The organism is Enteractinococcus helveticum, assembly GCF_001657475.1.
Classification (GTDB): domain Bacteria; phylum Actinomycetota; class Actinomycetes; order Actinomycetales; family Micrococcaceae; genus Yaniella; species Yaniella helvetica.
Genome location: NZ_LXEY01000019.1, coordinates 49,911 through 72,793, shown reverse-complemented (window position 1 = coordinate 72,793; position 22,883 = coordinate 49,911). Strand labels below are relative to the sequence as shown.

General features: G+C 57.7%; 26 protein-coding genes. 11 read left to right on the top strand and 15 right to left on the bottom strand.

The annotated features are described in order from the left end of the window. Window positions 1-9: 9 nt before the first annotated feature. From crtI to A6F49_RS08445, 3 genes are read right to left on the bottom strand one after another with little or no spacing between them, the layout of a single operon-like run. Window positions 10-1,626, bottom strand: a complete 1,617-nt coding sequence (crtI, locus tag A6F49_RS08455) for a phytoene desaturase family protein (RefSeq protein WP_235604921.1) — start codon at window positions 1,624-1,626, stop codon at window positions 10-12. Then, the gene (locus A6F49_RS08450; protein ID WP_043058075.1) at window positions 1,623-2,507 is read right to left on the bottom strand and encodes a phytoene/squalene synthase family protein; all 885 of its coding nucleotides are present in this window, start codon (window positions 2,505-2,507) and stop codon (window positions 1,623-1,625) included. Before A6F49_RS08450 ends, crtI begins: the two co-directional genes overlap by 4 nt. Further along, the gene (locus tag A6F49_RS08445) at window positions 2,507-3,568 is read right to left on the bottom strand and encodes a polyprenyl synthetase family protein (RefSeq protein ID WP_052504885.1); all 1,062 of its coding nucleotides are present in this window, start codon (window positions 3,566-3,568) and stop codon (window positions 2,507-2,509) included. Before A6F49_RS08445 ends, A6F49_RS08450 begins: the two co-directional genes overlap by 1 nt. Before the next feature lie 152 nt (window positions 3,569-3,720). Between A6F49_RS08445 and A6F49_RS08440 the strand changes: the two genes are divergently transcribed. The 5 genes from A6F49_RS08440 (at window position 3,721) to A6F49_RS08420 (ending at window position 8,079) form a co-directional block, all read left to right on the top strand. Continuing rightward, complete coding sequence (locus A6F49_RS08440) at window positions 3,721-4,533, top strand: tryptophan-rich sensory protein (RefSeq protein WP_082911685.1); 813 nt, start codon at window positions 3,721-3,723, stop codon at window positions 4,531-4,533. A gap of 75 nt (window positions 4,534-4,608) precedes the next feature. Next, window positions 4,609-5,532: an ABC transporter ATP-binding protein gene (locus A6F49_RS08435; protein WP_043058074.1), complete on the top strand. Its 924-nt coding sequence runs from the start codon at window positions 4,609-4,611 to the stop codon at window positions 5,530-5,532. Continuing rightward, window positions 5,529-6,335: an ABC transporter permease gene (locus A6F49_RS08430; protein ID WP_043058073.1), complete on the top strand. Its 807-nt coding sequence runs from the start codon at window positions 5,529-5,531 to the stop codon at window positions 6,333-6,335. Before A6F49_RS08435 ends, A6F49_RS08430 begins: the two co-directional genes overlap by 4 nt. Window positions 6,336-6,340: 5 nt before the next feature. Continuing rightward, the gene (locus A6F49_RS08425) at window positions 6,341-7,471 is read left to right on the top strand and encodes a sensor histidine kinase (RefSeq protein WP_052504884.1); all 1,131 of its coding nucleotides are present in this window, start codon (window positions 6,341-6,343) and stop codon (window positions 7,469-7,471) included. Continuing rightward, window positions 7,468-8,079, top strand: coding sequence for a response regulator transcription factor (locus A6F49_RS08420; protein ID WP_043058072.1), 612 nt, complete (start codon window positions 7,468-7,470; stop codon window positions 8,077-8,079). Before A6F49_RS08425 ends, A6F49_RS08420 begins: the two co-directional genes overlap by 4 nt. A 7-nt stretch (window positions 8,080-8,086) precedes the next feature. Here A6F49_RS08420 and A6F49_RS08415 read toward each other — a convergent pair whose 3' ends face one another. Then, a complete protein-coding gene (locus A6F49_RS08415; RefSeq protein WP_043058071.1) occupies window positions 8,087-8,917 on the bottom strand; it encodes a methyltransferase domain-containing protein in 831 nt (276 codons plus the stop codon). A 383-nt stretch (window positions 8,918-9,300) separates the two neighbouring features. Here A6F49_RS08415 and mgtE point away from each other — a divergent pair, with 383 nt between their 5' ends. After that, window positions 9,301-10,659 carry a magnesium transporter gene (gene mgtE, locus A6F49_RS08410; RefSeq protein WP_082911699.1) on the top strand — a complete coding sequence of 453 codons (1,359 nt, stop codon included), beginning with the start codon at window positions 9,301-9,303 and terminating at the stop codon, window positions 10,657-10,659. A gap of 226 nt (window positions 10,660-10,885) precedes the next feature. Here the strand turns inward: mgtE and A6F49_RS08405 are convergent, their stop codons facing one another. The 11 genes from A6F49_RS08405 to A6F49_RS08360 all read right to left on the bottom strand — a co-directional run bounded on the left by A6F49_RS08405 (window position 10,886) and on the right by A6F49_RS08360 (window position 19,473). Further along, window positions 10,886-11,533, bottom strand: a complete 648-nt coding sequence (locus tag A6F49_RS08405) for a phosphatase PAP2 family protein (RefSeq protein ID WP_052504883.1) — start codon at window positions 11,531-11,533, stop codon at window positions 10,886-10,888. 269 nt (window positions 11,534-11,802) lie between these two features. Further along, a complete protein-coding gene (locus A6F49_RS08400) occupies window positions 11,803-12,027 on the bottom strand; it encodes a hypothetical protein (protein WP_043058070.1) in 225 nt (74 codons plus the stop codon). 14 nt (window positions 12,028-12,041) lie between these two features. Next, window positions 12,042-13,565 carry a molybdopterin-dependent oxidoreductase gene (locus A6F49_RS08395; RefSeq protein ID WP_043058069.1) on the bottom strand — a complete coding sequence of 508 codons (1,524 nt, stop codon included), beginning with the start codon at window positions 13,563-13,565 and terminating at the stop codon, window positions 12,042-12,044. 66 nt (window positions 13,566-13,631) lie between these two features. After that, window positions 13,632-14,231, bottom strand: a complete 600-nt coding sequence (locus A6F49_RS08390) for a class I SAM-dependent DNA methyltransferase (protein ID WP_043058068.1) — start codon at window positions 14,229-14,231, stop codon at window positions 13,632-13,634. A gap of 32 nt (window positions 14,232-14,263) precedes the next feature. After that, window positions 14,264-15,169 (bottom strand): NADP-dependent oxidoreductase, encoded by a 906-nt coding sequence (locus tag A6F49_RS08385; protein WP_043058067.1) that lies wholly within the window; start codon window positions 15,167-15,169, stop codon window positions 14,264-14,266. 23 nt (window positions 15,170-15,192) lie between these two features. Beyond that, window positions 15,193-15,345, bottom strand: coding sequence for a cupin domain-containing protein (locus A6F49_RS18700; RefSeq protein WP_327019961.1), 153 nt, complete (start codon window positions 15,343-15,345; stop codon window positions 15,193-15,195). 121 nt (window positions 15,346-15,466) lie between these two features. Next, window positions 15,467-17,476: a heavy metal translocating P-type ATPase gene (locus tag A6F49_RS08380; RefSeq protein ID WP_043058066.1), complete on the bottom strand. Its 2,010-nt coding sequence runs from the start codon at window positions 17,474-17,476 to the stop codon at window positions 15,467-15,469. Between the two features lie 30 nt (window positions 17,477-17,506). Then, the gene (locus A6F49_RS08375; RefSeq protein WP_043058065.1) at window positions 17,507-17,740 is read right to left on the bottom strand and encodes a heavy-metal-associated domain-containing protein; all 234 of its coding nucleotides are present in this window, start codon (window positions 17,738-17,740) and stop codon (window positions 17,507-17,509) included. A gap of 236 nt (window positions 17,741-17,976) precedes the next feature. Further along, a complete protein-coding gene (locus A6F49_RS08370; protein WP_043058064.1) occupies window positions 17,977-18,240 on the bottom strand; it encodes a hypothetical protein in 264 nt (87 codons plus the stop codon). A 465-nt stretch (window positions 18,241-18,705) separates the two neighbouring features. After that, window positions 18,706-18,951, bottom strand: a complete 246-nt coding sequence (locus A6F49_RS08365) for a heavy-metal-associated domain-containing protein (protein ID WP_043058063.1) — start codon at window positions 18,949-18,951, stop codon at window positions 18,706-18,708. 117 nt (window positions 18,952-19,068) lie between these two features. After that, the gene (locus A6F49_RS08360) at window positions 19,069-19,473 is read right to left on the bottom strand and encodes a cupin domain-containing protein (protein WP_043058062.1); all 405 of its coding nucleotides are present in this window, start codon (window positions 19,471-19,473) and stop codon (window positions 19,069-19,071) included. 160 nt (window positions 19,474-19,633) lie between these two features. On the opposite strand from A6F49_RS08360, the gene relB reads away from it, so the two are divergent. The 5 genes from relB to A6F49_RS08340 all read left to right on the top strand — a co-directional run bounded on the left by relB (window position 19,634) and on the right by A6F49_RS08340 (window position 22,865). Beyond that, window positions 19,634-19,867 (top strand): type II toxin-antitoxin system RelB family antitoxin, encoded by a 234-nt coding sequence (gene relB / locus A6F49_RS08355; RefSeq protein ID WP_043058061.1) that lies wholly within the window; start codon window positions 19,634-19,636, stop codon window positions 19,865-19,867. Window positions 19,868-19,931: 64 nt separating this feature from the next. Beyond that, entirely contained in the window at window positions 19,932-20,093 is a 162-nt protein-coding gene (locus A6F49_RS17325) for a type II toxin-antitoxin system RelE family toxin (RefSeq protein ID WP_082911683.1), read from the top strand. 94 nt (window positions 20,094-20,187) lie between these two features. Next, window positions 20,188-21,129: an ABC transporter substrate-binding protein gene (locus A6F49_RS08350; protein ID WP_201120274.1), complete on the top strand. Its 942-nt coding sequence runs from the start codon at window positions 20,188-20,190 to the stop codon at window positions 21,127-21,129. Between the two features lie 18 nt (window positions 21,130-21,147). Further along, window positions 21,148-22,086 carry an amino acid ABC transporter permease gene (locus tag A6F49_RS08345; protein ID WP_043058060.1) on the top strand — a complete coding sequence of 313 codons (939 nt, stop codon included), beginning with the start codon at window positions 21,148-21,150 and terminating at the stop codon, window positions 22,084-22,086. Continuing rightward, complete coding sequence (locus tag A6F49_RS08340; protein ID WP_043058059.1) at window positions 22,083-22,865, top strand: amino acid ABC transporter ATP-binding protein; 783 nt, start codon at window positions 22,083-22,085, stop codon at window positions 22,863-22,865. Before A6F49_RS08345 ends, A6F49_RS08340 begins: the two co-directional genes overlap by 4 nt. Window positions 22,866-22,883: the final 18 nt, after the last annotated feature.

The following is a 22,883-nucleotide window of genomic DNA, read 5'->3' as shown; positions in this document are numbered from 1 at the left end:
GTCCTTTCCTTATCGGTTGTGTGCCGCCGGTGCCGCGCTGGGTTGCAGCGGGGTGGGCATGGGCGAGGTCGTGGTGTCGTTGCGCAGTCGTTTGACGATGTTTTCCGCCGAGATCAAACACATCGGTAGCCCAACGCCCGGCACGGTGGTCGCTCCAGCAAAATACAGGCCGCCCAGATATTTGGAGGCATTGGAACCGCGGAAAAATGCGGATTGTTCCAGGGTGTGGGCCAGCCCCAGCGCGTTACCTTGCCAGGCGTTGAACATGTCCTGAAAATCCCCGGTTGCCATCGTGTATTTGACGACGACGCGCTCGGCCAAATCGGCAACGCCGGTACGTTGAGCGATGAGTGCAACCGCCTGGTCAACGATCGCGGTGGTCTCTGGGTCTTCGCTGTGGTTCAGACTGCCCAGGATCCCATTGGTCATCGAGGGCACCGGCACCAGAATCAAGAGGTTCTCATAGCCTTCCGGTGCAACGCTCGGATCGGTGGCCGAAGCACGGGAAACGTAGAAGGATTTGGAAAACGCACTGCGCTCCGGGCGGTCGGAGGGCGGAAAGACGGCGTCAAAATCTGCGTCCCAGTCGGCGCTAAAGAATAACGAGTGATGCGCCAGTTCTGGCAGGTCTCCCTCAACACCCAGATAGGCCAGCACGGCACTCATGCCCGGGTTGGCGCGCTGCCAGTATTTGGGTCGCGCCGAACGAGCGTCCCACACCAATTGAGTTTCGGTGTGGTGGCGATCGGCACACGAGACGATTACATCGGCCATCAACCGGTGTTGCCCGGTCGCATTGCGGTATGTGACGCCGGCGACCCGGCGTCGTCGGTGCGAGCCGGTGTGATGAATGCGTTCCACTGCCGTCTCGGTGTGGATGCGCGCTCCGGCATCCACCGCCAAGCGGTAGAGCGAATCCACAAATGTGCTAAACCCGCCCATCGGATAGGCCACCCCTTCAACCAGGGTTGTGTAGTTCATGATCCCGTAAAACGCCGGCGTGATATTCGGTGCCGACGACAAAAACACCGCAGCATAGGTAAGCAGCTGGCGCAGGCGCACATCGCTAAATTGGGTCGCAACATCCGATTCGAGGGTTCGGGTGAGTTTTTGGGCCAGCCGTCTCAGACGTCGCATGATTTCCGGACTGGTGAGGCCGCGCAATTCAGTGAAGTTGGTATACAAAAACTGTTGTATGGCCAGCCCGTAGTCGGTGCCCATCTCAGTCAGATAGTTCTCAACGGCCGCCCCAGCACCGGGCTCCAGTTGTTCAAACAGGGCCATGATATTGGCCGGGCCGGTTGAGACATCCAGTGGTGGGAAGCCTTCGGTAAACATGCGGAACGCCGGATCGTTGAGCGTCACCAGGTCCAGTTCGTGTGCAACCGTGGTGCCCATCAGTTCATAGAAGTGTTCAAAAGCCCCGGGCATCAGCCACCAGGAGGGGCCCATATCCCAGCGGAAGCCCTGATCCTCTAGGACGCCCGCCCGGCCGCCGATTCGGGGTTCTTTTTCAAATACGGTGACGTCGTAGCCGTCGCGTGCCAGCAGTCCGGCGGTGGCCAGGCCTGCCACGCCGGCGCCGATCACGATGGCGTTGGGTTTGGTGTGGTCCTGCATGGTCATGAATTATTTTTCTTCAGCAATGTGGTGGATACGGTTTGTGCGGCGATGGCTAGTTTGCGCGTATTGTTGACCCGAACCCGACCGGACAGTAGTTCACAGGCCGGGCGTTGATCCAGGGTGTTGGTCAGTTCGCTAAACAGCCGGTGGGCCATTTCTACGCCGAGTCGGGCCCGTGGATCAAGCTTTCGCATGCCCGGGGTTGCCGCCGCAAGATCCGCACGAATTTCGGCCACCAGCTCGCGTTTCTGGTCCTCCCCAAAATCTTGGGGATTCACCCCGGGAAAATAACAGCGCCCCAGATACTGGTAATCGGTGGCTAGGTCGCGCAAAAAATTGACCTTCTGAAACGCCGCTCCGAGTCGTCGGGCCGAGGTGACCAATAACTCGTCGTCGCTGGTATCCGTGCCCGGCATGTTGCGGAACACCGCCAGGCACATCAGGCCCACCACTTCTGCGGAACCATAAATATACTCCTGCAGGCTGGCCTCGGTGTGTTGCTGTCGGTACAGGTCAGCGCGCATCGACCGGAAAAACGGTCGGGTCAGCTCGGTGGAAATATCGTGTTTCCGGGCGGTCGTCGCAAACGCGTGCACCACCAGATTCGTGCTGTAGCCGGTGGTCAACGCGGCCTCGGTCTGGGTTTCTAATCGGTCAAGTTCTACGGCGGTGGCCTTGACGTCCAGTCCGGCTTCCTGGGCTACGCCGTCGACAATTTCATCGGCCAAGCGCACCAGCGCATAGATGTTGCCAATGTCGCGCCGGGTTGTTTTTCCCAAAAATCGGCAGGCCAGTCCGAACGACGTCGAATACTCACCAATGACTTTGCCGGAACTGGCCACTGCCGCGGTGGTATATCGGTGCAGTGCGGTGGGGTGTTTCATTAGTGGGTCCTTCGCAACAGATCATCAATGAGACGTCGGAATGTGGTGCGCACTTCTGCTCGGAGCGGCAGCGCGGCCAGTTGCACACGGGCCTGGTGACAACACTCCTCGGCCAGTTGCCGAGCCTGTGTTTCAAGATCGTGGCTGACAAAGAGGGCGCGCATCGCGTCATTGCTGATCTCACCGTTGCGCCAGCCTTGCACCGCCGCTGACTCAATGGCCTCGGCCAGCGCGATCAGCACGGTCATTTTGCCCTCGCGCAAATCCGAGTCATTGGGTTTGCCGGTCTGTGCTTCGTCACCAAATGTGCCAAGCACGTCGTCGATAATTTGATAACAACTGCCCAGGAGATTGGCAAAACGTCCTAACTGCCCGACGACGTCGTCACTGGCGCCGGCAAGCAGAGCACCGCTCACCAGTGGTGCTTCAAACGAATAGGCAGCCGTCTTGAGCCGGTGCATGCACAGCACGTCGTCCAGGGTCGCGGATTCCAGGTGGGCGGAAAACAGCACATCGTCGAATTCCCCGGCCGCCGAATGTTGGATCGCGGCGTGGAAGACCTCAATGATCTGCTCTCCGTTGGCCAGCTGCGTGCACGCGGTAGTGAGCACCTGGATCGCGGCGGCGATCAACGCATCCCCGGCCAAGAGGGCCGCAGCATTGCCAATATGCTCGGCAGCAGCCGTGGACTTGCCCTGTGCCAGGGCGGCATCGCGGTAATGGGCCGACAAGGTGGGGTGGCCGCGGCGAATAAAGTCCTGATCGATGATGTCATCGTGCATTACCAGTGCGGTGTGCAACAGTTCAAAAGCGCACCCAATTTCAATGGTGCGCGGATCGGCGTCGTCGCTGACCACCTGGTAGCCCAGGTTCACCAGCATTGGCCGGGTCCGTTTGCCGCCCTGCATGGCTTGGCTAATCCGGCGCCACAGTTTGGCCATATTCGGGGTGGCTGCACCCTGGATTTGGGCGTCCAACAGCTGGCCGAGGCGTTGATCGATCGCCGCTGCAAATATTTTGTCGGATTCGGCGTCCGGGGTCAATTGGGCCTGGATGCGCATGGCTCCTCCTGATCAAATAGTAGGTGGCGGCAGCGCACGATACTAGAGGTCATGGGCTTCAAACCTGCACCCATGGTGACTCAAGCTACTAGCTTGGCTAACTATACTAGCTGTTGATCACTCGATGGCACCCTTTAGATAGGAGAGAACCGATGGAACAGAAAGTGCACTCTTGGTTCATGCCGATTCTCACGGTGTTCGCCATCCTCGCAGCGATCGGGCTGGCGTTCCTCGGCAGTGGCGCACTCGGTGGCACGCCCATCAATCAGGCCGCCGACGGCGCGCTGTCTGCAGATGCCACGCCGTTGGCTCCCGCCGGGCCTGCCTTTAGTATCTGGAGCATCATCTACGCCGGGCTTTTCGGGTACGCGATTTATCAGCTGTTACCCGCCCAACGGCAGGGCTCCCGTCACGCCGAACGCCACGCTCAATTGCGCCCCTGGACTGCGCTGTCGGCTGTGCTCAACGCCGCCTGGATCGCAGTGGTGCAAGCCGGTGTCCTCTGGGGCAGTGTGTTGGTTATCCTTGTGCTGCTGATCGTCCTGGTTCGCATTGAAATGATCCTGCGCAAAACCCGCACGCACACCAAAACCGATGCCCTGCTCACCGACGGCACCTTTGGCCTGTATTTGGGCTGGGTGTGTGTTGCGACGACGGCGAATATCGCCGCCTGGGTCGCAACCTTTGGGGTGCACACCTTCCCCGGGTGGCAATGGGCTGGTGTAGCCATCATCGCGGTCGTGTTGATTATCGGTTTGGTGCTCGCAGTCTATTCACGCGGCCGGATCGCGCCGGCACTGGCCATTGGCTGGGGTCTCACCTGGTTGGCGATTGCCCGAATGCAAGGGCAATTCGAATCATCCATTATCTTCTGGGCCGCGTTGCTTGCCGCAGCCGTGGTGCTGGTGGTGACCGTCGTCATTCGCATTACGACCGAACGCAGTTACGCGCGCACCACGTGGTAAACCATGACATCTGTCATGGCGAAGTCATGATGCATGGCTGTTCCGCTGCGGGGTCTGGTACGGAAGAATTGAAGCATGAATACTTCAGCCTCTCCCCCAGCCATTGGCATTGCAGCAGTCACGAAACGATTCGGAGACCTCACGGCCGTCAACAATGTCAGCCTGAAGATCAACTCGGGCGAAGTACTGGCCCTGCTTGGCCCCAACGGAGCCGGCAAAACCACCCTGTTAGATATGGTCCTGGGGTTCACCGAGCCCAGTCGTGGCTCGATCAAAGTCTTCGACATGCCACCCAAACGCGCGGCCAGTGAGGGCTATATCGGAGCGGTCTTGCAAGATGGCGGGCTGCTGGATGACCTGACCATCGGTGAGACCATCAAAATGATTGCCGCCTGCCACCACCAGCATCTTCCCGTCGACGACGTGATGCAGCGCGCCGGGGTGACCGGATTCGCAAGCCGCAAGGTCAAGAAATGCTCGGGCGGCCAAAAACAGCGCCTCCGCTTCGCCCTGGCACTGCTGACCAACCCGCAGTTGCTGATCCTCGATGAGCCAACCGCCGGACTGGATGCCACAGCACGCAAAGACTTCTGGGACACGATGCACGCCGAGGCCCAACGCGGGCGCACCATCGTGTTTGCAACACACTATCTGCGCGAAGCCGATGATTACGCCGACCGGGTCGTGCTTATGAATCAAGGCCAGATCGTGGCCGATGGCAGCGTCGACGACATGACCGCCGGGCTGCAACGCAAACTGGCCGCACAGTGGATCAGCGACACCGATCCGCTCCAGTGGGCCGCCACCGCTGGTGTCTCGCGCGACCAGATCACCTACAATTCCGAACTGCATCGCATCCAGATCACCACGCCAAATACCGACCGGATCGCCGAACGTCTACTGTCTGCCGGGCTGATCCGTCATCTGACCATTGTCCAACCCGGTATCGAAGAAGCGTTCTTCACCATGACGCAAGATTCCCAGGAGGTCGCATCATGACTACAACATTGACCAAGCCACGAAAAACTCCGGGCGAGATCCTGTTACAGTTTGTGGCCTGGGAATTCTGGCGCAACTTCCGCATGGCCGATGCAACCTTCTTCGTCGTCATCCTGCCCACCGCCATGTATCTGATGTTTGGTGTGGCCATGGACCAGGGCGGCCAACCCGCCGGTGAGGGCAACGTGTCAGCCTATGTGATGACATCAATGGCCGTCTACGGTGCCGTGATGGCCACGACTTCGATGGCCGGTTCGGCCGCCGTGGAACGTTCGATGGGTTGGGGCCGCCAACTGAACATGACCGGTCTGACCGATGCCAACTACATCGTGGGCAAAATGCTCACAGCCCTGCTCATGGCCATCAGCCCCATCCTCGTCGTCTACGTCGTTGGCCTCATGAGCGGCGCGCAATTCGATTCGTTTGGTCACTGGATCGGTTCCGCCGCCCTGTCCTTAGTGGTCGCCGTTCCGTTCTCGCTCTATGGCCTAGCGCTCGCGCTGTTGTTCCGCTCCGAAACCGCCGTCAGCGCGGCCTCTGGCTTCCTGGTCATCTTCGGTTTCTTTGGCAATCTGTTCATTCCGCTGGGTGGCGTGCTCTTAGACATCGCCAAATTTACCCCGCTCTACGGACCCGCCATGCTCGCCCGCTGGCCCCAGACCGAGGGCCTGATCGTCCCAAGTGAAGCCGGTGCCCCGGTAGAATTTGAATCCATGTGGCTACTGATAGCAAATATTGGTGCATGGACGGCGATCTTTGGCATCCTGTGCCTGCTGGGTGCACGGCGCAGGACGACCCGCTAACCCCGATGCGCACTTTGGCCAAATACACCACCAGCGGCTACCTGCCCGAGGCTCCTGCAACACCACCGGAGCGTCGGGCCATCGTGTTTACCGCCGGGGTATGGCTGGTCTTTATGGCCTGGACGGTCATCGGATTCCTCAACACGACCGCCCCGCTACCAGCCCAAGTTGCCGGCTGGGCCGCACTGGTGGCCTTCCTCATCGTCTACCTGCGCAACTTCCTGCACCCCGAACCAATCGCCCGCTTCAACCGAACCGGCAACACCCTGGTCTACACGGCAGTTCTAGTGGTGTTCGGGATCATTATGGCCCAGGTAACCCCAACGGCGATCATTAACATTGTGCCGTATTTGATGGCCACCTGGATCTTCAACCACCGCATCGCCGTGGGCCTGATCGCCGTCGTCATACTCTTCTTCTGTGCGATTGCCATCGTAGCGATTGGCAACCTGGACGACTACGGCAATTGGTTTATCGCCTCGGTGGCATCCCCGGCGATCATCATGATCTTCATCCGCATCAGCATGGAAATGGGCGCCACGCAGCAAGACCGTTCCGAACAACTGGCTCTGGCTGCCCAGCGCGAGGAGCTCGCCGCAACCGTCCACGACGTGCTGGGTCATTCTCTGACCACCATCACCGTTAAAGTCCAGCTCGCCCAGCGCCTGATCGACACCAACCTGGCCGCTGCTAAGACTGAACTGGCCGACATCGAATCCCTGGCGCGTAGCTCACTGTCCGAGGTCCGCACCGCCGTCACCGACTTACAACACCCCGATCTTGCCGAACAATTCGCCCACTGTGAACAGGCCCTCACCGCAGCCGGCATCGCACTGGACCGCCCCGATGCCCTGCCCCGGCTCACGCTGGTCCAAGAACAGGTCTTCGCCTGGGTCATCCGCGAGACCGTAACCAACGTGATTCGCCACGCCCACGCCACCACCTGCACCATCACCCTTACCGAATGCGACGGGCGGATGTTGCTCCGCGTTGACGACGACGGCGTGGGCATCTTCGACACCAACCCCGCAGACCACCACGGTTTGGCTGGACTCCAGCGCCGCGTCGTCTCGGCCGGCGGTACCCTGAAGCTCATGCGTTTAGTACCCGGGACCCGTGTTGAGGTGAGACTGTGACCATTCGCATCCTGCTGGCCGATGACCAGCATCTGGTCCGCGCCGGGTTGGCCGCGCTGTTGAACCTGGAAGATGATCTGCACGTCGTAGCCCAGCTGCCCGATGGCACCGGGGTGGTCGATGCGATCCGCGAACACACCATTGATGTCGCAGTGTTGGATATTGAAATGCCCGACGTCGACGGCATCACCGCAACCGGTCAGATCAACCAGGCCTATGGTGACGACGTCGCGATACTGATTTTGACGACGTTTGGTCGTGCCGGATATTTGCAGCGCGCCATGGCATCCGGAGCTCGCGGATTCATGGTCAAAGATGCGCCTGCCGAGCAGTTGGCTGAGGCCATTCGCAGCGTACACGCCGGTGGGCGGGCGGTCGATCCGGTGCTGGCCGCCGAGGCCTTGAGCGCTGGTACCAATCCGCTAACGGACCGCGAGTGCGATGTGCTGCGTGAAGCTCTGGTCGGCGCTTCAGTCAAACACATCGCTGCGCGGCTGCATTTGTCGGCCGGGACGGTGCGTAATCACCTGTCAGCGGCGATCGGTAAAACCCAGACGACCAACCGGACCGAGGCGGCCCGAGTGGCACAGCAAAACGGTTGGCTTTAGCCCAGCGCTATCCTTGTTTGCGCAGGTGGAAGATGCCCCAGGACAGTAGTCCGCGGTTTCCAGCATCAACCCAGTGCTGTAGACCCTTCATCATGCCATCCAAGTATTGTTGGCTTGCGGTTTTCAACAGCTCCTCAGCGTTAGCTTGAGTTTCTTCAAGCACGCGACCGTAGTGCAGCGGCAAGTATTCGTTTAGATCCTCGAATTCGACAACCTCGAAGCCGACCTCTGCAGCAAGCTGTTTGTAGTCACCTGGTGAGGCAAGCGAGCTGAGGTTCAACCGTGCCAACACACCCGACAGTTCAGCGGGGTTCACACCATCGGCGGCCATCGGATCGGTAAATAGAAACTCTCCGCCTGGTTTCAGCACCCGCGCTGCCTCAGCTAACGGTTGTTTGCGGTCTATCGCGTGCAAAAATGCATCCTGGGACCACACCAGATCCGCGACGGCATCCTCGGCAGGCACTTCGTTGTAGCTGGCATCGACGACGGTAATTGGTTCATCCAGTCCGTCCCGCTGGTTCAATTGACGAGCGCGCACGTTTTGCTCGCCACTGAGGTTCACGGCCAGCACGTCGGCGTCCAGCTCGCGGTGTAGGAATCGTGCGGCACCGCAATACCCGGACCCTAGATCAACCACGTAATCGACCGAGCCTTGGGTGATCTTGTCGATCATGTGCTGCATGGTGCGGTGGCTGGCCTCGGCAATCGGCTCATCCGGTGATGCATACATGCCCAGGTGGATATCGTCGCCACCCCAAATTTGAGAGTAGAACGCACCGGCGTCTTGACTGTCGTAGGCGGCCTGGGCCACGCGTTCGGATTCTTTATACGGCAAGAAAGCTCCTTCGATTCAGCAATTGGGTTCCACCCTAAATGGCCTGGGTCACGGCTTCATGTGGGGCGGCCATAAAGCGTCACGAACCTCAAGGTCAGATTCGACAGCAATATTTACGATGTTATGGTGAAGAAGCGCCAACATGTCTCTCCCGAGCGCGCGGTGCCAAGCGTCGGGATCAAGCTGTCAAGGGAGGTGTCCTTCACGATGGACGACAGTTTATGTTCTAGTACCGTGCTGGACGCCACCCATTTTGCTCACCTAGTTGTCGCGTCACGTGAGTAATCAGGTTGAGGTCCGTTGAGACCGCCACCCATGTGTAGTGCTCCAGCAATCCATATTTCGGAAAACCTTCCCGCGACGCATTAACGAAAGTGATTGTTGTGGCTACTACCCAATCCCAAGACATCCAAGAGCTCATCAGCTCGATCACGGACGCCCTCCACAAAGAGCATCTCACGACGGTCGCCCGGCAGATCAACCTGCTGAAACCGGCCCAACTTCTCAAAATATTTGAACGGCTCAGCCACCAGCGCAGAGCTATCGTCTACCGGTTGTTGGATAAGGACCTGGCGCTGCGTGTTTTCGAAGGACTTTCACCAGTTTTACAAAGTGACCTGGTGCATGCCCTTCAAGAACACGACACCACGGACCTTTTTAACCAGCTCGCTCCGGACGATCGCGTCTGGTTGCTCGACGAACTTCCCGCTACGGTAGCGTCCCGTTTGTTGCGCGGCCTTGATGACGACGAACGCGAAGAAACATCTACTTTATTGGGCTATCCGGCAGATTCTATTGGCCGCCGGATGAGTCCACAGTTTGTGACATTGCGACCCTGGCACACCGCGGCTGAAGGACTCGATCGAGTTCAACGACGTTTAGACACCGTAGAAAATGTCTACTATCTGCCCGTGATCGATTCGGGTCGACGAGTTGTGGGCGCCGTGAGTTTGCGACAACTTTTGGGCGCCGACGACGCCCAACTCGTGGAAACCTTAATGGAGCCAACCATGACAGCAGAGGTTTCCGAAGACGAAGAGGTGGTGGCCCGACGCACCGCACGGCGTGGGCAGTTTGCAGTATCAATTGTGGACCATGAGGAACGCCTGGTTGGGATTTTCACCCTCGACGATGCCGTACGGATTCTCGAGTTTGAAGAATCCGAAGATGTGTCCCGCCAAGGTGGTGTTGAACCACTACGTCGACCGTATCTTTCCACGCCGGTCTCGCGCCTTGTCCGTAGCCGTTTTACCTGGCTTTTGGTCTTGGCTATCGGTGCCACCCTGACCGTGCAAGTCATGGCAGTATTTGAAGAAACGCTCGAGGCAGTCAGCGTGTTGGCATTATTTGTGCCGTTGCTCATTGGCATTGGCGGCAATACTGGCAACCAGGCGGCCACCACAGTGACTCGTGCGCTGGCCTTGGATGATATTCAGCCTCGCGATATTCTCCGAGTATTCACCCGCGAATTACGCACCGGGTTCATGCTGGGGGTCGCGTTGGGAGCACTCGGGTTTTTGATTGCGTGGGCTTTCTTCGCGCTAAATGTCGGTGTGGTCATTGGGCTCACGCTGTTGGCGATCTGCACCGTAGCTGCCTGTGTCGGTGGTGTCATGCCCACGATTGCTAGCGCAATTAGAGTCGACCCCGCTGTGTTTTCCAACCCTTTTATCTCGACATTCGTGGATGCAACGGGCCTCATCATTTACTTTGTGATTGCCCGCGCAATTTTGCAAATCTAATCGCTGTCTGCTGCAGAGTTCGGGTGGACACTTTCCATAAAACATCGAGAACAGTTGCTGTCACCGTGATCCTGGCGCAAAGCACCCACAGGCTGACCTAGCTTAGGAGAAATTCAGGCCGTCCCGTGCGGCCATGATTCTCTAGCGACACGCCTCTGACTTGCTTCGCTACCAGCTCGCTGAATCATTTTTACCTACCGCGAGGTTCCATTTTGAGGTTTTAGCCTCATTGACGGAAATCAGCATCGGAAGTCAGTCGGCGAGAGTCCTTGTCACCAACAACAGCTAACACTACAAACTGGGTTGCCATCAAAGCACCCAGCACACCGAACATGCCCAGCGCGGCTCCAGCAAGGACGTCATGAGGATAGTGATGTCCCGCAATGACACGAGCAATCCCTTCAACCATGGCCAGCGGGTAGACCAGATACGCTAGCCTCGGCACCGCGAAGGCCAGCCCCGCTGCCAAACCAAAAGCGATCACCGTGTGATTCGAAGGGTACGAGAAATTACCGATCAGCGGACACTCAGTTGCCACTTCTATGTGGTGGCAAGGCCTGATTCGTTCGTACCTGTTCTTCAGCAACAGGTTCATCATGTACATCACCACTGCGAAGGTACCGCCGACGACCAACTGTCCCAAGTGGAAGCGATTTTTGAGTATCCAAGCGCGCACCATGACGCCCACATAGAGGATTATCAGGACCAACATGATGATTGTGGACGCCAAGACCCCGGTCGGCGTCAGCTCGTCAGTGACAACCCAAAGAAAGATCTTCATGCTCCAGGCCGGTGTTTCGTGGAGCAATGTGATGACTATCCCAGCCACGATCCACATGACCAGTGCCCAAAATAGCTTCGACAGATGGCTCACAGTGTCTCACATTCTGATAAATCCTAGTGAAACCGCTCAACCTTACCCTGTTAACACGTGGCACGATGTTCCATTTCTATCTATTCGGCGCTGAGGGCGCTTTCGAGTTGGTTCTGACTGTCCCATCATGACGCTGCCGTCGCCACCCCTATCTGCCAGGGTTGGATATAACCAGTGGCTTAGAAGAGTGCACCGCCGCCGGTAACTCCGGGGGCCTTGCCGGCATAGACTCCCCAAGTCATGTGTTCAGGTGCTTGATGCTGCCAGAACTAGAGCAGCCGGTAATCCCCGGCTTTGGCAATCGCAGCTTCCAGGTCGGCCCGGTCGATCGGTTCGGTGGTCTTGTGTTTAAGGATCATCCGAGTGTCTTTGCCCTCTTCCACCTCGAACGAGATACCGCCAACCCGTGGTACCTGATACACCTGACCTTTGATGATTCGAGTTGCCTCATTCGATAAGGTGCCTTCAAGGACATAGATGGTGCTGGCAATCATTGATTCTCCCGGTGTTAGATCCGTCCGTTGAAGGCTTGCATGGCTGAATCTTCGCGGGTTCCACCGCGTCCGTCGCCAATATGTGCATAGTCTTCAACCCACTGGATTTTGCGGACCCATTTCACCATCTTGTACCCGTGGTTGGATTCCACCCGTAACCGAAGGGGTGCGCCCAGATGGTCTTCTAGGGGCTCGCCGTTGCGTTCATAGGCCAGAATCGTGCCCTCTTCGTAGATATCGGCCAACGGTATGACGGCGTAGAACGGTTCACGCGGCCGGTTGTCGTACATCACCTGTGCCAGGCCGTGCGATTCGATCATCACATACTTCGCGTTATCCGGTCGCGGACCTAACAGCTCCAATACATCTTGAAGTCGTACACCGGCCCATTTCGACGTCGCCGTCCAACCTTGCATACACGAATGCGTGGCAATGTATTCGTGTTTTGGCATGGCTTTGAGGTCTTGCAGGCTCAGGTGGAGGGTTTTGTCGTCCAGTTCTCCGCCAATCTCTAAACGCCAATCGGCCCAGGTGTTTTCCCGGTGTGCCAGCCATTCGGGTGATTCATCTTCGGTGGGTGGCAGCCCGTTGGTCCAGTGGAATTCCGAGATGTCTTTCTCGGTTAGCCCATTACGTGTTGCCAGGCGCGGGCGCATCCGGTTCAAAAAGATTTTACGAGCCGGTTCGGTGACGGCGACCAGGAAACGTTGTGTGCGCGGGCGGTTCGCCAAACTCCAGTAGCTCAGCCCAATCAGTAACCCAATGACGACGACGATCGTGCCCAATGCCACGGTGAATGCTTGAGCATGATATTCCGGCTCGTTGGCTTCCACGCCCAGCATCATGCGCGGCAGGTTGTATTCCGGGTGCACTAAAAACACCAGGCCCACATGCATCACCATGAAGACTACGAAGGCTGCGTGGCAGATGAAATGTATCGAGCGTGCACCCTGGGGCCCGCCAAAGAGTTTCACATACCAGCCATACCTCGCCCGGATGGCCGGTGCCATGGCCAATCCGGTGGCAATCATCAAGGGTGCCAGGATAAACACCACACCTGTGTAGGTCAGCATCTGTAGGGCATCGTAGGGTTGGAAATGCTCTAGTGAGGGCACGCCGAAGCCGGCGTAAATTTTCATGGATTCCCAGGCCTGTGGGAACACGTCCCACGACGTTGGAATAATCCGGTTCCACAGCCCGGTGGCAAACAGCATGATCACATAGACCAGGCCGTTGAGCACCCAGAAGATGACACCCAGGCCGTGCCAGTGCCGGCCCAGGCCAATATTTTCTTTACCAGGCAGTGCCAGCAGCGGCGACATGGAGCGTTCATCCATTAACGAGGTGTAGACGCCCTCTTCTTGCGGAAGTTTGCGGCGGGTGAAGCGTAACCATTCGGTGCCGGGCTTGCAGTCGTTTCGCCACCATAGTCTGGGCAGCGAGGCTAAGATTTCCCATCCGCTGCGGATGAGTATGCCCAGCAGAACAAAATTCAGTAGGTGTGTGGTGCGTAGCCAGAACGGAAAATCAGCTTCCACAACGGGATCCTTCCGGGGCTCGTTTGGGTCGTCAGGCCCTGTTAACGCAGCGTAGCAATCCCCCAGTCAGCCGACAATAGACGAGCTTGCTTGGGCGATGACGTAGGCATGCGGGCTTATAAGGCTTGGGTGTTGGGCGATGACGTCTAAACCGGCTGCCGCCAGGGCTTGGGTTATATCAGCAAGCGGCCAGCGGTAGGCGGTTGCCACCGGGTGGTCAAAGGGCTCCAGTCGCGCCCCGGTAAAGAAGGACAACAGCAGCGTGCCGTCATCTGTCAGGGCGTTGCGTAGGGTCGCCACAGACGACTGGAGTTCTTCGGGGCCCATGTGGATGACCGAATACCAGGCCAGTATGCCTGCCCAGCGTTGTGAGGTGCCGGTCAGGTCAGCAATCGAGCCGACCCAAAAGCGCGCTGCGGGGTGTGTCTGGCGGGCCAGGGTGACTAGGCGTTCGGCTGGTTCCAGGCCGGTCACGTCGTAGCCCAGTTGTGTCAGGTGTCCGGTCCAGCGCCCGGTCCCGGCACCCACATCCAGGATCGAGCCGTGCACGGTTTTCGCCCACGGTTCGATGATCAATCGGTCGGGGTCATCCGGGGAGACCGTTGTGCCCAGGATGTCCTCGACCGGCATGCTGGGCGATCCGTAAGCGTCTGCGATATCGTCCATGGACAACCCACCTCTCTGTGCTCAGGTATTGCTTAGGGTTCGATGACGACTTTGCCAGCAGTGTGGCCGTCTTCTACGGTCGCAATGGCCTGCTGAGCCTCGTCCAGGCTAAAGCGTTGGACAACATGAGGATCCACCAGGCCGTATTCGGCGACTTCGGTGATTTTTTCCAGCCCTTCCTTGGTTCGCTGCACACCGGCACCGCCAAGTTGTTGCGCGGTGTCTGGGTCGGCGGTGGAAATGATCAATGCGGGGTCTTTGGCCACGGGAGCGATGTCGCGCAGTGGCTGACCGCCGACCAGATCAATCACCAGGTCGGCGCCGTCGGGAGCTATCTCACGGACCCGCTCGGCCACATCAGCACCGGATTCCACAAAGGTCGCACCGGTAGCTTCGACCAACTGCTGCTTGGCTGCACTGGCCACACCGATCACGTTGAACTGGTGCACCTTACCAATTTGGGCGGCCATCAGGCCCACTCCTCCACCAGCGCCGAGGATGACCATGGTTTGTCCAGGTTCTAATTCGATCTGATGGGTGACGTCATAAGCCGTGGCTCCTGCTACGGGCAGTGTGGCGGCAACCGCAAAGCTGAGCTCCTCGAGTTTTGCGACCGTCTGCTTAGCATTGAGCACGGTATGCTGAGCAAACGTGCCGTGGCCCTTTGCGGCTTGCCCGAGGACAGCATCACCGACCGTAAATCCTTCGACATCGTCACCGACGGCGATCACAATCCCGGAGGCTTCCCGCCCCATGGGTGCGGGCAGTTTCCAGTGATCACCCATCTGGCCGGCACGGATTTTCCAGTCCGCCGGGTTCACGCCCGCGGCTTTGACTTCAATAGCAACCTGGGAGGGCCCTGGGGCGGGCACTTCGCGGTCCACCAGTTGCTGTGTTTCGGGTCCGCCAAATGCGGTGAAAACCAAGGTTTTCGTCATGGTCTGTCCTCCGTTACGCGACGTTATGCTTGGGCCAGTGGTGGGGTGTCTTGTCCGGATGCTTCGGCGGCGTCGGCTTCGTCTTTGGTCGAATACTCGGCGTCAGCGGCATGTTCCGGTGGAGCGTAGATCGTGTATAACACCAGCGGTTTATCATCGGTGTTGCTCCGGTCCACAACGTTTTACGGAAATGCGGATTGCCCTTAACGATGTCGGCGATGGTGAAGTGTTCGAGGTTGCCTTCGATGGAAAAATGTTTCTGAGTCATAACTCCTCCTTGAGGCGTTAAATGTGGACTTAGGCTTTGACCTCTTGATGCTGTTGGGCTGGTGCCCCTGGGCTGCGCTCGGTCTTGGACATGGCGGTTGAGTATTTGTCGTTGCGCATCAGGCGCATCGCATTGAGAATCACAACCAGCACGGAGCCTTCGTGGACTAACATGCCCACCGACATGGTGACTCCTCCGGCAAACACTCCGATCAGCAGTGCCACCACGGTGGCCAGGGCGATGAAAATGTTCTGGCGCATCACGGATACGGTGCGCTTGGCGAGGCTAACCGATTCGGGCAGCTTCATGAGGTTGTCCCCCATCAGCGCGATGTCGGCAGTTTCAACCGCCACTGCTGAGCCAGCGGCTCCCATGGCCACACCAATATCTGCGGTGGCTAGGGCCGGGGCGTCGTTGACGCCGTCACCCACCATGGCAACCGTGTGACCGTCGCGCTGCATCGCAGCGACGGCGTCGAGTTTGTCTTCGGGGAGCAGGGATGCGTGGATTTCGTCGATCCCGGTGGCTTTGCCGATCGCCTCGGCGACCAGTCGGGTATCGCCAGTGAGCATCACCACTTTTTGAACACCCGCATCGTGCAGGCTGGCCACCATATTCGCGGCATCAACACGAATCTGGTCGGCGACGGCGAGGACTCCGATGACGGCGTCATCAACGGCCACAATCATCGGGGTCTTACCTTGAGCCGCAAGCTTATTGGCTGCCTCATCGGATCCGGCGGTGTCGGTGACCCCATACTGCTCAAGCAGCGAGGCATTACCGATCAGCACACGTTGGTTACCCACTGCGGTAGCAATGCCCTTACCGGCCACCGGGGTGACCTTTCCGGGTAGTCCAGAAGGTGCCACACCCCGGTCTCGAGCGGAATCCAAAATGGGTCGAGCTAGTGGATGCTCGGACCCGGCTTCGGCGGCCGCGGCCCAGCGCAACACATCGCTGTCAGTCATGGTGTCATCGAGCACCACAACGTCGGTCAGCTCCGGACGACCCTGGGTCAGGGTGCCGGTCTTATCGACGGCCACAGCAGAAATCTTGGCTGAGGTTTCCAAGTATTCGCCACCTTTAATCAGGATTCCGTTGCGAGCGGCTCGCCCAATCCCGGCCACGATGGCCACGGGAATGGAAATAACCAGCGCTCCTGGGCACCCGATGACGAGCAAGGTCAGCGCTAAAACGACGTCTTGGGTGATCAGCCCGGCCAGCAGTGCCAGAATGAACACCGCAGGGGTATACCAGGTCGAAAACCGGTCGATGAAGGCCTGGGTGCGAGCTTTGGCATCTTGGGCTTCTTCAACACGGTGAATAATCCGCGCCAAGGTCGTATCGGCACCCACTCCGGTGGCTAACACTTGGAGGAATCCGCTGCGCGAGATGGTCCCGGCGAACACGGAGTCACCCTTGGTCTTTTCCACCGGCATTGATTCACCGGTAATGGAGGCCTCATCTAATCCCGCGTTGCCAGCAACAACTTGGCCATCGACCGGGACTTTCGCCCCGTTTTTGACTAACACGATCTCACCCATCCGTACCTGGTGGGCTGGGATTTCGTGTTGTTCACCATCGCGCATGACGACGGCGCTGTCGGGGGCAACCGCTACCAACTCAGCCAGCGCGGAGCGGGTCTTATTCATGGTGGCCGCTTCCAGTGCGTGTCCTACGGAGAATAAGAAGGTGACGGCGGCGGCTTCCCAGAAGTTGCCAATGATCACCGCACCGATCGCCGCAACCGAGACCAACAGGTCAATACTGATCATCTTGGTGCTCAGGGCGCGCACAGCGCTGACCACGATGCCATAACCGGCCACGACGGCGGCGGCTAACATCAGCAGATTGGCCAATGTAAAGGTATGCCCGGAACCGTGTGCGTGTTCACCGGCATCAACCCACCACTGTGGGGTCAGGGTCGTGTTCCAGGTGCCACCGGCAAGGTGCTCCACCGCAAAGGAGGCGAGGATCAGCACGCCCGATATCACGGGAACAGCCCACTTGCCGTACCACCATTTTCGTATCCAGCTCACTTGAGAACCCTTCTTCCAACGAGGCCGTTTCTAGAATGCGGAAGGCGTCGCTGTGTAGCCGGCCTTGGCTACCGCGTCCACCAGATCATCAACTGAGGTTTGCGATTCGTCGTGGTCGACTTCTATGCGTGCTGTGGCAAAATGCACCTTTACCGCATCGACGCCGTCGAGACGGCCCACGCGTTTTTCAATCTTGTTGACGCAAGATGGGCAGGAAAAGCCTTCAGCTCGTAACAGGGTGTGGGTCATAGTGTTGTCAGGCATGGTGTGCTCCTTACGTTGAGAACGGTCGATTGTGCTTACCTGCTCTTTTCAGGTTCAGTTTTCACCGTACCGATGCGCACGGCAATCTGCCTTGATGTTGGTCAAGTGGGTGTGGAGTCTGCGAAACATGATGTTGTTGGGCGCGGATTGGTGAAGAAGAACGAGACGAGTAAACGATAGATGGTCGCTGATCAGTTTGAGCGGCGACCCTCTATCTTAAGGAGCTTGCACGTGTCTCAGGCAGCGGCTTGTTGTTTGTCGGAGCGTTCTAATGCCTGATACATAGCTCCAAATGCCTCACAAACGTCATTTGGAATCGCATAATTATCTGTCACAGTACGTAGCTCTTGAAAGAGCTCCGGGATGTTTGCGGTGTTGTCTGACTGGTGCAGTGCCTGGGTGATTTCACGGACCCGGGTGAGTTCTGGGTGGTGTCCGCCGTGAACGCGCTCGACGATAGGGGCCAATTGTGCGGCTTTTTCAATGTGGCGATTTGTCATCTGAAGTCTCCTCTTCCTTGATTGTGACCTCAATCTATGATGTATCGCCCGGCGTGTCTTTGACGTTGGTCAAGTGGCGTCCGATCGTCCTGAGTCCTTATCCTGAGTCATCAAAGTCCAGGTCAAAAGTCGATGCCGTTGTCGAGGCTCGCTACAGCGCTTACTGGCTCGTCCTGGGCAGTTCCTCGGGTGGACAAGGGATTCCAGTCGCGTGCAGGAAAAGAACGACATCAGCAGCGTAGCGTTGGGCTCTTCGTAGTGCTGCAAGAGTTTCAAGCAGCTTTTCCCGATCCATCTGAATGATCGAATACCACGCCAGGATGCCAGCCCAGCACTTTTCGGGTTGGTGGAGGTCCGCAATGGTGCCATGCGAACGAGGCCACAATGAATAATCCTGAAAGCGCTAGGACCGGCCTGTTTCCGTGCCACCATTGTGTAAACCAATTCATCGATCATCCGTCAGGTTCAGCAACGTCTTGAGAACGCCGACGGGGTAGCTGTGTAGCCAGCTTTTGCTACCGCAGTGACGAGGTCATCGACTGATACCCGTGATTCGTCGTGGTCAATTTCAATACGAGCGGTTGCGAAATGCACCTTCACGTCTTCGACCCCTTTGAACCAGCCGACTCGGTTTTCGATCTTGTTCACGCAGGACGGGCATGAGAAGCCTTCAGCGAGTAGCAGGGTGTGGGTGGTGGTGTTGGCAGTCATAAGTTTTCCTATCAATCGTGGGTCATGTTGTACCTTGTCTTTGAAGGTTGAACCTCACGATACTTAAGAGCCGATTTTTGGCCTAGTTGTACGTCCAGGCGGACAAGAGTGCGCGAACTAGTGGTCCTGGTCTGCTTGTGTTGCATGAACGGTGCCGTGCGCGTGATGCGGTGGGGCATAGAGGCTGTAGATCTTCATCGGTTCGTCACCGATATTGGTGACGTTGTGCCACATACCTTTGGGTACCAGGATGATCCAGTCATCGGACACTTCTTCGTCGAAAGTGAATTCATCTTTCGATGGCCCCATCTGAACGCGCCCGCGACCCTGCTCCAGGCGTAAGAACTGATCGGTATCGTTGTGTACTTCCAGGCCGACATCTCCGCCGACTGGAATCGACATCAACGTGAGTTGCATTTTCTCACCGGTCCACAACGCGGTGCGAAAATTTTCATTCGCTAACGTTGCGTCTTCGATGTTGACGACATAGGGATTTGGGCCATGATCATTATATTTAGTCATATTTGGATCCTACCGACCATCCAAAAATCAAACCAGGATGGGTAGGCTAACCGTACCGATGGACACAACATCCTGCCTTGCTGTTGGTCAAGTGGGTGAAAACAGGTGGCATAGCTTCCACTGGTTGCGTCATACTTGTATAACAAGCGGAGGATTCACGATGGCAAAAACACAGCTGAACGTCCGAATTGACGAGGAACTCGATAGCCGCCTGGCTGCCCTGGCAAAAAGAACCGGGAGTGCGAAGAGCTTTTACACTGTGGAAGCAATTAAACAATTTCTTGAAGAGCAAGAGGACTATTTTTTAGCCAAGGACTCGCTGGCAGAATTCCACAACTCCGGTGAGCTCGCTATTGCCATGGAAGACGTCGATTGGGATGACACCAGTCGATAACTTATCAGATTCGTTTCACCCCCAAGGTGCACAATCAACTACGTCGGATTGATAGACCTATGGCATACGGCAGCTGAGGCTGGCGAGCAAACCCCTTCGATGCAGCAGTGGCTTTTGGTGTTATCGTGTCGGAGACTACCGCATTTTGGTGAGTATCCATGACGACGAACTACTCGTGCTGGTCGTTGATGCGGAGCACCGACGACAAATATATCGGAACCGATAAAATACTCCACCGCATTATATTTTTGAAGAACATGTCTCGTGAGATTCGCTCAATATTGTACTGACTCAAGGCTCAGGGCGACTATACTTCCTCCATGTCCATGTCTGCTCGCCCAACACTTGCGTCACCCCGAATACTCTTCAAAGGTATCGTCGGTGCGCTGCTGACCGGGGCGCTGCTAACCGGTTGCGTGACGAACGAAGAGCAAGGCAACCCCGAGGGATGGCAGGAAATCGTCCCGGACGAAAACCCTGAGATCGCCCCACTGGTACCTGATGACATTGCAGCCAAAGGCTATCTGAGTATGGGGACCAACCCGCCGTTTGCACCCTTTGAATTCAAGAATTCTCAGGGCGAGATTATCGGTCTGGAAGTCGACTTGGCCCGCGCATTAGCCGGAGTGTTGGGACTCGAGCTGCGAACGGTCGAACAGGATTTTGCGATGATCCTGCCGGCGGTCTCTGCCGGGACCCTAGATTTCGGTGGCTCGGGTTTCACGGACACCGAAGAGCGCCGCACAAACTACGATTTCGTGAACACCCTGAACGCCGGTGTCCGATGGGCTCAACGCTCCGACCGGGAAGATACCATCGACCCGGATAACGCTTGCGGCCTGACGGTTGCGGTGCAACGCACCACCGTGTCAGAAACCGACGACGTTCGCCCCAAATCTGCCGAGTGCGTGGCAGCAGGGAAACCACCCATTACCGTGCTGGCTTACGACACTTCGGACACTGCTGCTACCGCACTCATATTGGGTCGTGCCGATGCGTTCTCGGCAGACTCACCGATCCTCTCCTGGGCGGTGGAACGCTCCGATGGCCGGATGGTCGAAGTCGGCGAGATGTTCCAAGCCGCCCCCTACGGTTTCGCGGTACCTAAAGATTCCGAACTGGGTGACGCGCTGGCTGCTGCCATGGATCAGTTAATTGCCGATGGCACCTACCAAGAAGTACTTGCCCAGTGGAACATCACCGAGGGCCTCCTAGACCAAGCACATATCAATGGCCAACCGTTGGCCGAACTCGAGGGCTAAGAAAGCACCGATACCGTCATGTCCCAGAATTCTTCGTCAGCACGCGCAACGGTTCAGCCCATCAAAGCGCACCCGGTGCGCCACCCCGGCCGCTGGATTGCCGCCACCGTGGTGCTCGCCCTGGCCGCACTGTTTGTTATTAGCGCCGTCAATAATGAAAATTACGGTTGGGATGTCTACCGGCAATACCTATTTGATACCCGCATCGCCACCGCAGCACTCCACACCCTGGCGCTGACCGTATTGTCCATGCTGATCGGCGTTATCCTGGGCGCCATCCTGGCCATCATGCGTATGTCACCCAACCCGGTACTGCGCGCCGTGGCCTGGGTCTACCTGTGGATCTTCCGTGGCACGCCCGTATATGTCCAACTGGTGTTCTGGGGCCTGATGGGCTCGCTCTACCAGACACTGAATCTAGGCTTTACCGAAATCGATTTACAGGGCCTGTTGAGCAATATGTTCTTGCTGGCCGTGATCGGCCTGGCACTGAACGAAGCGGCCTATATGGCCGAGATTGTGCGCACCGGTATTCAAGCGGTACCCGTTGGCCAAATTGAGGCATCACAGGCCCTGGGCATGAGCTGGTGGCTAACCATGCGCCGCACCGTGCTGCCCCAGGCCATGAAGATCATCATCCCGCCGACCGGCAACGAAGTGATTTCCATGCTCAAGACGACGTCGTTGGTCGTGGCCGTGCCATATTCCCTGGAACTTTACGGCCGGTCGATGGATATCGCCAACGCGCTCTTCGATCCGGTGCCTATGCTGCTGGTGGCCGCGACCTGGTACCTGGCGGTGACCTCCGTGCTGATGGTCGGCCAGCATTACCTGGAGAAATACTACGATCGCGGCATCACCCGCGAGCTGACACCCAAACAGTTGGCAGCGCTGACCGATGCCGAAGGCACCGCCGGCGGCAACGTGACCGTGGTGGACGAGAGGGGAACCCGATGAGCCAGAACACAACCAATGTTGTCCCGATGATTGATGCCCAGCAGGTGCACAAGTCCTATGGCCAAGTCGAGGTGCTCAAAGGCATCGACCTGACGGTCAATCCCGGCGAGGTGGCCTGTCTGATTGGGCCGTCTGGTTCGGGCAAATCCACCATGCTGCGCTGTGTGAACCATCTGGAAAAAATCACGGCGGGACGTATCTATGTCGACGGCGAGCTCATCGGTTATCGCGAAAAGAACGGCGAACTCTACGAGATTTCAGCCAAGCAAGCCGCTCGGCAGCGAGCCGAAATCGGCATGGTATTCCAACAGTTCAATCTGTTTCCGCACCGCACCGCGCTGGAGAACATTATCGAAGCACCAGTGCAGGTCAACGGCGAGTCCACCGCCTCTGCAACCAAGCGCGCCCGAGAACTCTTAGCTTCGGTGGGCTTGGCCGGTAAAGAATACAACTATCCCGCCCAACTGTCCGGTGGTCAACAACAGCGAGTGGCCATTGCCCGAGCCGTGGCGATGCGTCCCAAACTCATGCTCTTTGATGAACCGACTTCCGCGTTGGATCCCGAGCTGGTCGGCGATGTCCTCAAGGTCATGAAGCAGCTGGCCAACGACGGGATGACCATGTTAGTTGTCACCCACGAAATGGGTTTCGCCCATGAAGTCGCCGATACGGTGGCCTTTATGGACGGAGGCGTCGTGGTGGAGGCCGGTCCGCCGTCACAAGTGCTGGACAACCCACAACAGGAACGCACCCAAAGCTTCCTGTCATCGATCCTGTAAAAGCATACCGTGGTGGCC